General features: G+C 42.5%; 13 protein-coding genes. 11 read left to right on the forward strand and 2 right to left on the reverse strand.

Annotation, left to right across the window (positions count from 1 at the left end; translation table 11 throughout):
* Positions 1-15: 15 nt before the first annotated feature.
* Entirely contained in the window at positions 16-1,332 is a 1,317-nt protein-coding gene (locus tag V7783_RS05830) for a methyl-accepting chemotaxis protein (RefSeq protein ID WP_283708907.1), read from the reverse strand.
* A 428-nt stretch (positions 1,333-1,760) separates the two neighbouring features.
* Between V7783_RS05830 and ndk the strand changes: the two genes are divergently transcribed.
* From ndk to V7783_RS05885, 11 genes are all read left to right on the forward strand, one after another.
* Positions 1,761-2,192 (forward strand): nucleoside-diphosphate kinase, encoded by a 432-nt coding sequence (gene ndk / locus V7783_RS05835; RefSeq protein ID WP_008111339.1) that lies wholly within the window; start codon positions 1,761-1,763, stop codon positions 2,190-2,192.
* 174 nt (positions 2,193-2,366) lie between these two features.
* The gene (locus tag V7783_RS05840; RefSeq protein ID WP_064664657.1) at positions 2,367-3,500 is read left to right on the forward strand and encodes a bifunctional tRNA (adenosine(37)-C2)-methyltransferase TrmG/ribosomal RNA large subunit methyltransferase RlmN; all 1,134 of its coding nucleotides are present in this window, start codon (positions 2,367-2,369) and stop codon (positions 3,498-3,500) included.
* A gap of 111 nt (positions 3,501-3,611) precedes the next feature.
* Entirely contained in the window at positions 3,612-5,546 is a 1,935-nt protein-coding gene (pilW, locus tag V7783_RS05845; protein WP_335677916.1) for a type IV pilus biogenesis/stability protein PilW, read from the forward strand.
* A complete protein-coding gene (locus V7783_RS05850; RefSeq protein WP_192541992.1) occupies positions 5,543-6,433 on the forward strand; it encodes a RodZ domain-containing protein in 891 nt (296 codons plus the stop codon). The genes pilW and V7783_RS05850 overlap by 4 nt, the downstream gene beginning before the upstream one ends.
* A gap of 5 nt (positions 6,434-6,438) precedes the next feature.
* Positions 6,439-7,557, forward strand: coding sequence for a flavodoxin-dependent (E)-4-hydroxy-3-methylbut-2-enyl-diphosphate synthase (gene ispG, locus V7783_RS05855; RefSeq protein WP_064664660.1), 1,119 nt, complete (start codon positions 6,439-6,441; stop codon positions 7,555-7,557).
* Between the two features lie 125 nt (positions 7,558-7,682).
* The gene (hisS, locus tag V7783_RS05860) at positions 7,683-8,963 is read left to right on the forward strand and encodes a histidine--tRNA ligase (RefSeq protein WP_064664661.1); all 1,281 of its coding nucleotides are present in this window, start codon (positions 7,683-7,685) and stop codon (positions 8,961-8,963) included.
* 16 nt (positions 8,964-8,979) lie between these two features.
* Positions 8,980-9,600, forward strand: a complete 621-nt coding sequence (locus V7783_RS05865; RefSeq protein WP_192541994.1) for a YfgM family protein — start codon at positions 8,980-8,982, stop codon at positions 9,598-9,600.
* A 9-nt stretch (positions 9,601-9,609) separates the two neighbouring features.
* Positions 9,610-10,785 (forward strand): outer membrane protein assembly factor BamB, encoded by a 1,176-nt coding sequence (gene bamB, locus V7783_RS05870; protein WP_192541995.1) that lies wholly within the window; start codon positions 9,610-9,612, stop codon positions 10,783-10,785.
* Between the two features lie 94 nt (positions 10,786-10,879).
* Entirely contained in the window at positions 10,880-12,346 is a 1,467-nt protein-coding gene (gene der, locus V7783_RS05875) for a ribosome biogenesis GTPase Der (RefSeq protein WP_064664664.1), read from the forward strand.
* Between the two features lie 173 nt (positions 12,347-12,519).
* Positions 12,520-12,900 (forward strand): VOC family protein, encoded by a 381-nt coding sequence (locus V7783_RS05880; protein WP_335677917.1) that lies wholly within the window; start codon positions 12,520-12,522, stop codon positions 12,898-12,900.
* 106 nt (positions 12,901-13,006) lie between these two features.
* Entirely contained in the window at positions 13,007-13,243 is a 237-nt protein-coding gene (locus V7783_RS05885; RefSeq protein WP_335677918.1) for a hypothetical protein, read from the forward strand.
* A gap of 34 nt (positions 13,244-13,277) precedes the next feature.
* On the opposite strand, the gene V7783_RS05890 is transcribed toward V7783_RS05885, so the two are convergent.
* Positions 13,278-13,871: a DUF4202 domain-containing protein gene (locus tag V7783_RS05890; protein ID WP_335677919.1), complete on the reverse strand. Its 594-nt coding sequence runs from the start codon at positions 13,869-13,871 to the stop codon at positions 13,278-13,280.
* Positions 13,872-13,910 lie beyond the last annotated feature (39 nt).

Genomic DNA, 13,910 nt, shown 5'->3' on the forward strand with positions numbered 1-13,910 from the left:
TCGAAATCATAAAACTCACTTTAATTGATTGGCAAATTGACTCACTGCATCAACCACTTGCTGGGCACCTTTTTTAATATTGGTCATCACAATGCCAGACTCGTTTGACAGCTCTAACCCTTCTTGTGCTTTATCTTCACCTTGCTTAATGGCTTTCACACTTGACTGCGTTAAGGATTGATTTTTTTGTACCACTTCAACAATTTCCTCTGTGGCTTTACTGGTTCTAGATGCTAATTGACGCACTTCATCGGCGACTACCGCAAAACCTCGCCCTTGCTCACCTGCTCTTGCGGCTTCAATCGCAGCATTCAATGCTAACAAATTAGTTTGATCGGCAATGCTACTAATGCTTTGTACTATGCTTGCTATTAACTGTGATTGTTTATCCAATGCTGATATTTCATCCCCTGCTTGCGACATTTGCACCGCAAGTTCGTTCATCACTTTGACTGCTTGCTCAATAACCGCAGCCCCTTGGTCGGCAAGGTGATCAGTTTCAATTGAAGTGCTATACGCAATATCAGCAGCTTCAGCTATAGCGAGCTCGCGCTCAACTTGCTCAGTAATAACAGTCGCGAATTTAACCACTTTATACAGTTCGTTTTGCTCATTGAAAATCGGGTTATAAGAAGCTTCAAGCCAAACCGTTCTCCCATAACTATCTATGCGTTTAAAACGGCTTGAAACGTACTCGCCTCTTTTGAGCTTTTTCCAAAAGGCGTCATATTCAGCAGAGTTTGCCTCTTCAGGCTCACAAAAAATACGGTGATGTTGACCAACAATCTCTTTAAGTGAATACCCCATGCCAGCTAAAAAGTTTTCGTTTGCAGTTAATACAATGCCATTGGTATCAAACTCAATAACCGCCATGGCCCGATGCAAGGCTTTGATTAAATCTTGATGCTCGCGAGAGGTTTCAATCGTGCGCGTTAACACATTTGAATGCAAAGTAAACTCAATAGGCTTGCCTTGTTCGTCCACAACTGGTTGCAAAATACTTCTTAACCACTCTTGTTCGCCATTGACATTAACAAACTGCAATGCACCAACCCAATGTTCACGCTGCTCTATTGCTTTTTTTAAGCTTTTAAAATGCCCAGTATCTCTGGCGTTACTTGGCACAAAATCTAGTAGCTTTTTTCCAATAAGTTGCTGATCAGAGTAACCTAGCTCGTCTGCAAAGTTCTTATTTTGTGCTGTGACTAGCCCTGTTTTATCAATGATTAAAACCAGCATCTCTTCGTCTAAGCTTTTTTTAACCTGCTCTTGCTTAAAAAGCTTACTTTTTAATTCAGCATTCTCACTTTTTAGCGTTTTATTAAAAAACATACTCACTTCCTGATATAAACATTGATCACTTGAGCCAGAACAGCCGCCATACAACCTAAATATACGTTAGTGTAGTCTAAGTTGTTCACTTTGATACTCGTTTTAGGTAATTGATAATTAAACCAAAAAATAATAACCGCTTATTTTGCTCTATCCCAACACCTTTAATGTTGAGAGATTAATAGTTCCGTCGTTTCAAGCAAGATTTGCTGCTCATCAATGCCTATCTCTATATAAAATATATGGCTACTTTCAAATTCTGGTGCCTGATTGAGTTTTAAATTAAAGTAACGAGGCGCGCTTTTCCCCTCATCCATTAAAATACAGCACACGCCTCATGAATAAAATTAGGCATTTTTGTTTAAAACGCGTATAATTCGCGCCCGTTAATATTCACACTTTTACTTAAAAATTATTGGAGCATAAAGATGGCTTTAGAGCGTACTTTCTCAATCGTAAAACCTGATGCAGTAGCTAAAAACCACATTGGCGCTATCTACAACCGTTTCGAAACTGCTGGCCTTAAAATCGTTGCAGCTAAAATGGTTCACCTTTCACAAGAGAAAGCTGAAGGTTTCTACGCAGAGCACAGCGAGCGTCCTTTCTTTGGTGCTTTAGTATCTTTCATGACGTCTGGCCCAGTAATGGTTACCGTTCTTGAAGGCGAAAACGCTGTTCTTAAAAACCGCGAAATCATGGGTGCGACTAACCCTGCAGAAGCACTAGCTGGCACTTTACGTGCTGACTACGCTGATAGCATCGACGAAAATGCTGTTCACGGCTCTGACGCTGTTGAATCTGCTGCTCGCGAAATCGCGTATTTCTTCGCTGACGAAGAGCTTTGCCCACGTACTCGTTAATTCGAGTTTCACAGCTAACCCTGTGATGCAAAGTAAGAAAAGGGCTTTCGGGCCCTTTTTTAGTCATTAGCTAAGCAATTAAACAACTGTTTAGCTAATGACTAAGCTGGTCGAATTGTGTACAATTCATCCCCGTAAATTTTTATCACCACCGTCACTGATTAAGGTTGTTTCATGACCACTGAGCAAAAAAAGATTAATTTATTAGATTTAAACCGAGATGCAATGCGCGAACTATTTGTATCGTTCGGTGAGAAGCCATTTCGTGGCGATCAGGTGATGAAATGGATTTATCATTTTGGCGTTGATAACTTTGACGATATGAGCAACGTTAATAAAAAGCTTAAAGAGAAACTTAAAGCAGAATGTGAGATTGTAGCACCGGAAATTTCAGTTCGTCAGCAAGCAAGTGACGGTACCATCAAGTACGCATTAGTACTTGATGGCGGCCAAGAAGTTGAAGCTGTATGGATCCCAGAAAAAGAACGTGCAACCTTATGTGTATCTTCACAAGTAGGCTGTGCATTAGAGTGTACTTTTTGCTCGACCGCACAACAAGGCTTTAACCGTAACTTAAAAGTATCTGAAATCATCGGCCAAGTATGGCGCGTAGCAAAAGACATTGGCCTTGACGGCAATAGTGAGAAACGCCCTGTCACCAACGTGGTAATGATGGGTATGGGCGAGCCGCTGCTTAACCTTAAAAACGTTGTTCCAGCAATGGAACTGATGATGGACGATTGGGGTTTTGGTTTATCGAAACGCCGCGTTACTTTAAGTACTTCTGGGGTGGTGCCTGCACTTGATTTATTGAAAGAAAAAATCGATGTAGCACTGGCGATTTCTTTGCACGCTCCTGATAACGCGTTACGTGATATTTTAGTACCCATTAATAAAAAATACCCGATTGAAGAATTTTTAGCGGCGTGTCGTCGTTATATTGATGGCTCTAAAGCAAATAAAGACGTGACCATTGAATACGTGATGCTTAATGGTGTTAACGACAGCACTGATCAAGCACATGAACTTGTTAAAACATTAAAAGGTACTCCTTCTAAAGTAAACCTTATTCCGTTTAACCCGTTCCCGGGTAATGAGTACACACGTTCGAGCAACAGCCGCATCGACCGTTTTTCTAAAGTATTACAAGCTGCTGGCATTACCTGTATTGTACGCCGTACACGAGGGGACGATATTGACGCAGCCTGTGGGCAATTAGCGGGTGATGTTGTTGACCGTACTAAGCGTTTAGCGAAAAAGAAAATGCGTGCAGATAATGCGATTGCCGTAAATATTCAGCAAGCCTAGTTTTTAAAACTGTCTAAAGCCCTTTATGCCTATTTATTTTTGAAATAAAGGATGCAACATAAGGGCTTTTCGGTAATATAGCGCCATGGACACTAATAAAGAGACGAAGTAATGCGATCTTTACTTGCTATAACTATCAGTGCATTAGCTTTAACAGGATGTGTAACTGAAAATAGTTATGATGGCAATGACAAACCCGTTGTTGAAAATAAAATCAATAATACCGGCGCAGCTCGCACCCGTATTGCCTTAGCACTAGAGTATTTGAGTACAGGGAACAGCTCACAAGCAAAGTATAACCTAGAACGAGCCGCCGCATTCTCTCCCGATCTTCCTGAAGTCCACTACTCGTTTGCATATTATTATCAACAAGTCGGCGAAAACGTACTGGCAGACAAAGCCTATCAAAAAGCGATAAAAATTGATCCCAACGATCCGAACACACGCAATAACTATGGGGTATTTTTATGCGGTATTGGCGAGTATGACCGTGCCACTGAACAATTGCTAAAAGCCATTGAAATCCCCAGCTATATTCGTGTTGCTGAAAGTTATGAAAACTTAGCGTTGTGCGCTATTGAATTTGATGACTTTGATAATGCAGAAAACTATTTTAAATCAGCGATTAACCACAGCTCAATGCGTGCCTCATCACTGATCAGCTTAGCCGCCTTGTATTACGCAAAAAGTGACTTACACAAAGCAAAAGAAGTGCTGCTGCGTTATGAAAACAGTGGCCAAGTATCCTCTCGCTCATTATTACTCAGCTATTTAGTTGAACAACGCATGGGCCATATTGAAAAAGCAGAAACCACAGCCGCCACCATATTACAAACTTACCCGACCTCAAGTGAAGCAAGGCTTATTCGTGAACAACAAACTAAACGCAGTGAGTTTGAAATGCTGCGCTCGCAATATCGCCAAGCGAAATTAGATGAATTACAAGCAAATAGCCCTGCGGGAGAGGTGAACTCAGCACCGCAAATACGCATTATAAAAAAGAAAAAAGCGCCAACAACTAGTACGACGGCGCAAGAAATAGCGGCTCAAACAACAGCCACAACTCAGAGCACAGCTAATGCAAACAGTGCTGAGTTAAACGCCAGCTTAGTAACACCTGTGATTGCAGAGGTTCAAAACAGCACAGTGCAAAGTACGGCTATGCAAACATTTGCACCCCCTGTGGATACCGGCTCTGTCGTAGCCGCTTTAAATACGGCGACTGTCGCTGTAGCACTGCCAAGCAGCGCTGACACAACAACCAAGCAAACGGTACAAAGCAATGACGCGGCAGCGGTGATGTCTGCGCTGGAAATTGTGCAAGTACCTGCTAAAACGACCACAAACGATGCGCAAATGATAGATATTGCGTCACTCTCATCTGATGAACAGGTTGAAAAAGCATTAGCCGTTCCAACCGTGCATTTAGCAACAACGCCGTCATCGCAGACGTCAACTCGCGTAAATAAGTCACAAGACGGGGTTAAAATAGTGTCTTTTGGTGCGGCTGCCGACAATCTAAGCATAGCAAAAAACAGCCAACCGATAGCAACAAATCAATCCCAGTTTGGCAATGATTTAAGCGACGGTGAAAAAGTTGTTTTTTATCAGCCACAACGAGATGCGGCCGTGTTTTCTGGTTCAAACAGCAGCTCTCAACCTGAGGTCCGCTTTCAAGATCCACAACAAAATACCCAAGCGCCGTTGCTAAACTCGCAGATCCCGCAATTGACAACGCCTTACCATGTTTTACAAGATGGTGAAAACCTATTTAGCATTTCAGTGCGATACAATGTTAAACTACAAAAATTACTGCAATGGAATGCGTTGAAAGAATCTGATCGGGTGATCAATGGGACAAAAATTTATCTCAATGATCCAAATATATATTACGAGATTAACACCGGCGATACCTTATACAGTATTGCCACCAAGCGTCGTTTGTTAATTGATCAGTTAATGCGATGGAATAAATTAAGCCCAGATGTTGCACTTAAACCTGGGCATAGACTATTACTAGTGGACCCTGAATCATACGCATTATGAATGATGAAAATACGGAAACAACCAGCTTAACCCTTGGCCAAACTTTAAAAAGTAGTCGAGAGCAAGCGGATGTCAGTCTTGAAGAGCTGGCTAAAAATTTAAAATTATCGGTGTTGCAATTACAACGTCTTGAAAATGACGAACACCACTTAATCGGCCCTGCGACTTTTATTAAAGGCTATACTAAAAGTTATTGTCGTGAGTTTAATCTAGATACAGCGGTCATCATGGCCTTGTTTCCAGAGCCGCAGGAAACCTTTAAAAAAACCAATATGCAAAGCTTTTCTAAGCGAACAGAAAAAGAAGCGCACGATAATCGCTTAATGCTAGTAAGTTACGCTATTTTAGCGATTGTTATTGGCTCTTCAGCAGTATGGTGGTGGCAAAACTCGGCTCCTATTGATAAGCAAGTTGTGACACCGTCAATAAATAATACGCCTGAAAGTACAATCACTTTGCCCGAGCAGAAGCCTGATACAGTGCTTGTTTCACAACTTGAGCAAGCGGGTCCCGATGAGGCCATTGATGACTTTGCAACCCCAGCTGATGAACAACTCGATGAGCAGCTAGATGAGCAGCAAGCAACTCAAGCCGATACAACTGAACCAGCAATAACAGCGAGCCAGCCGAAAGCGGATGGACTCGGCACGATTGTTATGCATTTCAATGAAGAAAGCTGGGTTGAGATCCATGATGGTAAAGGAGATAAAGTGGCGTTTGGTGTCAAAAAAGCAGGCTATGAGATGACTGTCACTGGACATCTACCTTTTTCTGTCGTACTGGGAAAACACCAAGCTGTTGATATCACCCTCAATGGTGAAAAAGTTGATATTTCAAATTTTCCAAAAAACCGTTTAGCAAAATTTAATTTACCGTTAGCAGAGTAGTCGTTATGTTTTCAGAATCTCCAATTAAACGCAGAAAATCAACGCGTATTAACGTCGGCAATGTCCCTATCGGAGATGGTGCACCAATCGCTGTGCAATCAATGACCAACACCGACACTATGGATGTTGATGCCACCGTTGCACAAATTCAAGCAATCCAAGATGCCGGCGCCGATATAGTACGCGTTTCTGTACCAACTATGGATGCTGCAGAAGCATTTAAAAGTATTAAAGAGCAAGTGACTATTCCATTGGTTGCAGACATTCACTTTGATTACCGTATTGCGTTAAAAGTAGCAAAATACGGGGTTGATTGTTTGCGCATCAACCCAGGTAATATTGGTAGCGAAGAACGTATTCGTGCGGTAGTCGATGCAGCTCGTGAGCACAATATTCCAATTCGTATTGGTGTCAATGGCGGCTCATTAGAGCGCGATTTGCAAGAGAAATATGGCGAACCAACACCTGAAGCCTTACTTGAATCAGCCATGCGCCATGTTGATATACTGCGTCGTTTAGACTTTGATCAGTTTAAGATTTCAGTGAAAGCATCCGACGTATTTTTAGCCGTGGGCGCCTATCGTCTACTCGCTAAAGAAATCGACCAACCTTTGCACTTAGGTATTACTGAAGCAGGCGGCATGCGCTCAGGCTCAGTAAAATCAGCTGTTGGTTTAGGTATGCTGTTAGCTGAAGGGATAGGTGATACTTTACGTGTATCACTAGCAGCAGATCCTGTGCAAGAGATCAAAGTCGGTTTTGATATTTTAAAATCATTACGCATTCGTTCGCGTGGGATTAACTTTATTGCTTGCCCAAGTTGTTCTCGTCAAGAGTTTGATGTAGTCAGTACCATGAACCAGCTTGAAGAGCGCTTGGAAGATATCATCGAACCAGTGTCAGTTTCGGTGATTGGCTGTGTGGTCAATGGTCCAGGCGAAGCGTTAGTAAGCGATATTGGTTTAGCTGGTGCAAACCGTCGTTCTGGCCTTTATATTAATGGTGAACGTCAAAAAGCCCGAATTGATAACAACAATATTGTTGATCAACTGGAAGGTTATGTACGCGACTTTATCGCTCAAAAAGAAAAACAGACCCCAATCGACATTAAAATCGTCGAATAAAGTTAATATAGTCGGCAAACTGGGTGGTTTGCCGCACGCATGCCAGCTATAATAGCGGGTCAATTTTTAGCATTCTTATTGTGTAGTCTTGTTTATTACACAAACACAGTTTTTAGGATTTAGCAGTGGCAAAACAAATTCAGGCAATACGTGGAATGAACGATTGTCTGCCGGGCGATACTCAAGTTTGGCAGAAAGTAGAAAACATCTTACGCGAGACTGTAGCCTCATTCGGTTATCAAGAAATTCGTTTTCCAATTGTAGAATCAACCGATCTTTTTAAACGCTCAATTGGTGAAGTTACCGATATCGTTGAAAAAGAAATGTACACCTTTGCTGATCACAATGGCGACAGTTTAACACTGCGTCCAGAAGGCACCGCAGTGTGCGTTCGTGCTGGTAATCAAAATGGTTTACTGTATAACCAAGAGCAACGCCTTTGGTATATGGGCCCAATGTTTCGCCATGAACGTCCACAAAAAGGTCGTTACCGCCAGTTCCACCAATTTGGTCTTGAGACCTTTGGTATTGCCAGTGCAGATATTGATGCTGAAGTTATTTTATTAACGGCTCAGTTATGGAAGCAGTTTGGCATCAGCGAGCACGTTCGTTTAGAGTTGAATTCTTTAGGCTCGAATGAAGCGCGCGCTCAGTATCGCGATGCACTGGTTGTTTATTTAGAACAGCACGTTGATGCCCTCGATGAAGACTCAAAACGTCGTATGCATACCAATCCACTGCGCGTACTAGATAGCAAAAACCCTGATGTACAAGCTATTTTAACTGATGCTCCTAAACTGTCTGAGCACTTAGATGCTGAATCAAAAGAACATTTCGAAAATTTATGTGAACGTTTAGACGCAGCGGGCGTCATATACACGGTTAACGAAAAGTTAGTCCGTGGTCTTGATTACTATAACCGCACTGTTTTTGAGTGGGTAACAGATAGCCTTGGCGCACAAGGTACTGTATGTGCCGGTGGCCGCTACGATGGTTTAGTTGAGCAGCTTGGTGGCAAAACAACGCCTGCGGTTGGCTTTGCTATGGGCCTGGAACGTTTAGTGTTAATGTTACAAGCATTAGAATGCGTGGGTGACATTCGCCGCAGCGCTGATGTATATTTGGCTGCGATGGGTGATAAAGCCAGTATTCAAGCACCTATTATTGCCGCTAAATTACGCGCTGAAGTACCTGGCTTGCGTATTATGGTACATGCTGGCGGTGGCAACTTTAAGAAACAACTTAAACGCGCAGATAAAAGTGATGCGCTAGTTGCACTGATTATCGGCGAAGATGAATTAGAACAAGGCGTAGTGACAGTTAAGTATTTACGTGAGCGTAAAGAACAAGTCACCTTAGAATTAGAACAAATTAAAACGCTTTTAGCTGAGCTTGTGAACAGCTAAAAAAGACGAGGTAAGAATGGATATTTATTCAACAGAAGAACAACAAGCAGAAGCGATCAAACGTTTTTTCCGTGAAAATGGTTTATCACTAGCATTGGGTGTCGCCATTGGTTTAGGCGGCCTGTATGGCTGGAAAGCTTATAACCAAAGTCAAATCACAACTGCTGAAAACGCCTCTGATGCGTACACTCAGCTTGTTGAAGGTGGTGCCGTGTTAGGTGCAGCCGATACGTTTATCGCCGAGCACAAAGACACTAATTACAGCGTACTTGCAGCTTTTGTTGCAGCAAAAGAAGCTGTAGAAAAAGACCAACTTGATGTAGCGAGTGAAAAACTTAGCTGGGTTGTAGAAAACGTAAACAACGCTGATTTAAAAGCAACCGCGACTACTCGCTTAGCACGTGTGCAAATTGCCCAACAGCAATACGACCAAGCATTAACGACGCTAAATGGCGAGTTTGCTGAGTCATTTACAGCGACTGTTGCTGAGCTTAAGGGTGATATTTACACCGCTCAAGGCGATGTAAACCAAGCGCGTACAGCATATCAAGCGGCCGCAGATGCGGGTGGTCTTGAAAATAACCCATTATTGCAAATCAAACTTGATGACTTAGCAGTAACTAGCCCAGCGGCGTAAGGGGTTACCATGAAAAAATTAACAGCGGCAAGTATAGCGTTATGTATGGCCACCTTAGTAGGTTGTTCATCAAGCGATGAAGAAGAACTCGTCTTGCCAGAAATCGTTAATCAGTTTGAAACCAACGTTGTCTGGCAAGAAAGCATTGGCGATGGTGTTGAGCACTATTTTTCACGCTTAACACCAGCGGTATATAAAGACCGTGTTTTTGTAGCAAGTCGTGATGGTGAAGTAGAAGCCCTGTCGCTTGAAAATGGCGACACGATTTGGGAAACCGACATCCGCGAAAACTCAAGCTTCTGGCCTTGGGAAAGCGATATCAGTGCCAAATTATCAGGCGGTATTTTGCAAGCCTATGGTAAAATTTTTATCGGTTCAGAGCATGGTTATTTACTCGCCCTTGACCGCGAAACAGGTGAAATTGTTTGGCGCAAAAAAGTGCCAGGTGAAGTACTCGCAAAACCAGCTGCGGGCGATGGCCTTATATTCGTTAACTTAGGTTCTGGTAAATTACTCGCCCTGCACCCAGATACCGGTGAAGAGCGTTGGAGCCATGAGCAAGAAGTACCGCCGTTAACACTACGTGGTCAAAGCTCACCTATCGTCGCTAATGGCGGAGTATTAATTGGCCTTGAAACCGGCAAGTTAAGCGTACTCATTTCTGATAGCGGTTACTCTGCATGGAGTGCTGAAATTGCAACACCCAAAGGCGCGTCGGAATTCGAACGTTTAGTAGATGTTGATACCCAGCCTTTGATCAGCGGCCCATATGCCTATGCTATTGCCTATAATGGTAACTTAGCAGCGGTAGACATTCGCTCTGGTAACGTCGTGTGGAAACGTGAGTACAGCAGTTACCGTGAAATTGCCATGGACGCACAGACTATCTATGTTGTAGATAGTGACGGCGTTGTTTACGCACTAGATAAAACCTCTGGCATTGAACGCTGGAGCCAACCGGCCCTTCGTGGTTGGTACTTAACAGGGCCTGCGGTAGCAGGAAATTATTTAGCCATGGGCGATCAAGAAGGTAACTTACATTGGCTAAATAAAGAATCAGGCGAGCTGGTATCGCGTGAAGACTTCGACAGCTCAGGCTTTTTTATTGAGCCAGTTGTTGCAGACGATAAACTGATTTTATACACCCGAGACGGTGAAATTAGCGCGGTAAAAATACCAAACTAATTTGCTAAAATAGCTATAATTTATTAATAGCTAATTTATTTTTTGTAAGGCTTCGCTATGCGAAGCCTTTTGTTGTTTTTTTAAGAGGTAGTTTATGCTTCCCGTGATCGCTCTAGTTGGGCGACCCAATGTGGGCAAATCCACATTATTTAACCGTTTAACACGTACTCGTGATGCACTCGTTGCCGATTTCCCTGGCTTAACTCGAGATCGAAAATACGGCCAAGCTAATTACGATGGCTATGAATTTATCGTGGTAGACACGGGCGGTATTGATGGTTCTGAAGAAGGCATCGAAATCGAAATGGCTGATCAATCGCTACTGGCGATTGAAGAAGCTGACATCGTATTATTCTTAGTTGATGCCCGCGTAGGTATGACTGTAGCCGATCAAGCTATTGCCAATCATTTACGTAAACAAGAAAAGAAAAGCTTTGTTGTTGCCAATAAAACCGATGGTATTGATGCCGATTCGAACTGTGCTGAGTTCTATCAATTGTCATTAGGCGAAGTACACCATATTGCAGCCGCTCATGGTCGTGGTATTACCTTATTACTTGAGCACACTTTACAGCCTTTGCTAGCAGAGCTGAGTGCACAAAATGATGATGGTAAAGGCGATGACGACGAGTTAATCGATTTATATTCTGAAGATGATGAAGACTCAACTGCGCATGAAGCATTTGCGGATAAGCCAGTAAAGCTCGCTATTATCGGCCGTCCTAACGTAGGTAAGTCAACGCTAACTAATCGTATATTAGGTGAAGAACGCGTTATTGTTTACGATATGCCAGGCACAACGCGTGACTCGATTTATATCCCAATGACTCGTAACGAGAAAGAATACGTACTGATCGACACCGCAGGTGTTCGTAAACGTAAGAAAGTCAGTGACGTGGTTGAGAAATTCTCAGTGATCAAAACCCTACAAGCAATCGAAGATTGTAACGTAGTGCTGTTGGTTGTTGATGCCCGTGATGGTATTTCAGATCAAGACCTCAGTTTACTTGGTTTTGCGCTGAATTCAGGCCGTTCACTGGTTATCGCGGTAAATAAATGGGATGGCCTTGATGACTACGTGAAAGATCGTATTAAATCAGAGCTTGATCGCCGCCTAGGCTTTATCGACTTTGCTCGCCTGCACTTTATCTCAGCACTGCATGGTACAGGTGTTGGTCACTTATTTGAGTCGATTGACGAAGCATACGAATCAGCAACTAAACGTATTAGCACTGCAATGCTACGCCGTATCATGGATATGGCACAAGCTGATCACCAGCCACCGCTGGTTCGTGGTCGTCGTGTTAAGCTTAAATACGCGCACGCTGGCGGTTATAACCCACCACGTATCGTAATTCACGGTAACCAAGTTCACGATTTACCAGACAGCTATAAACGCTACCTAATGAACTACTACCGTAAAGCGTTAAAAATTATGGGCACACCTATCAAAATCGAATTTAGAGAAGGTGATAACCCATTTGCAGGACGTACTAATAAAGTGACTCTTTCGCAAAAACGTAAGATCCGCGCATTTAGTAAAGAAAACCGCAATAAATGATCGAGCTGTAAGCTGTAAGCTGTAAGCTGTAAGCTGTAAAAAATTAAGCCTTGTAGAGTTGTCCTTTACAAGGCTTTTTTATGTCTAAATTAAGTAGTTTACTTATGGGTTAGCTCGCGAAGGCGTTCAAAATGTGCTTTATTTATAGAATGAAGAACGGCAGAGAGTAATTAATGGAGTTAGTGAATCAGGTTATCTACGTAGATAACGTTGAAGAAACCTTAGACTTTTATTATCAAGCATTTGGTTTGAGCACATCATCAGTCAGTGATAATGCTGAGTATGGTGAACTTAGGTCGGGCGCGGTAAAAATAGCATTTGCAAATCACCCCTACGCACAAGCCCACTTTAAGCAAGGCTATATTCGTGCTCATCCGAAACAGCCCGCATTAGGGTTTGAGTTACGCTTTATCTGCAATAACCTCAGTGCCAGCTATGACAAAGCAGTCCTCGCAGGTGCTGAGCCACTTTGTCCACCTAGCTGGCGTGAAACACAGCACTATGCCTATGTGCGTGCCATTGAAGGCACCTTAATTTGCTTAGTACAAGCCTAGTCCTTCATCAAAACAACATTAAACTTTAATTTAGTAGAAATATTAGAAACACAGTTTTGTCATCAAGCTTCCTTATCTTAGCGGTAATTTAAATAAGGAGATGATTATGAACACGTTACTGCTAACACTGATGTTATTAAGCCCAAATCAAGCAACAATCGATAACGAAGTAAAACTGCAAACGGCTCATGCTGTAAATGTTATTCAGCTAGAAAATCAAGCACATTTGAAAAAGCAAATTACACTCACGCTTGAGAAAATGGAGATGACATTACCTATCATAATCGATAAACAAACACTGGCAAAAAACCAAACGTTACCGAAGCAACTTAGTGAAGACTAAGTTGCAACTTAGCGCTTTCAAACTAAGCAAAAGCCTAAGCACCAGACAAGGCTTTTTCAATTAGTGGAACTAACGGCGCTGGTAGGGTTATATTACCTGCTAAAACAAAGTCATGTGCCTGAGGTGACATTTTTTGCCAAGTACGCTGTAAAATACCAATCCACTTTTGCTCATCGTAATCTGGTTTGGTTTGGGCAAACGCCAACATGTAATGTTCAATAAACACTAAACTTGCGATGTCTTCAACTAATTGGCTATCAGGATTACGTTTAATATGCTTTTTTGCCACCGCGTTATAAACACGCTGTTGCTGGGCTTCAGAGCAGCCTGCTTGTTGCATTAATTCAACCACAGTATCAGCATGAAAAATATATAACGCACTGCGCCACTGATGATAACCCTGCTTATTCATCGGAAAATCACTACGTGGTGAACACCAGCGTTTGATGTGCTGCGCTCTAACAGCAATATGCATTAGTTCATCAGCGTCAGGTTTAAACCGCTTTAGCATATCGGTCATACGCTCTGCATATATTTGCTCTTTAGGCCAATTTTTACCATCTACTAGTTCGTGATTAGGATCTTGACTGTTTGCCTCATCAATTAATGCGGTTACGTGTTGCAACATCGGGGACTCGTTATTGTTATTTAACTAATAGCTCTATTC

The sequence above is a fragment of the Pseudoalteromonas sp. genome, from assembly GCF_036960685.1.
Lineage (GTDB): Bacteria > Pseudomonadota > Gammaproteobacteria > Enterobacterales > Alteromonadaceae > Pseudoalteromonas.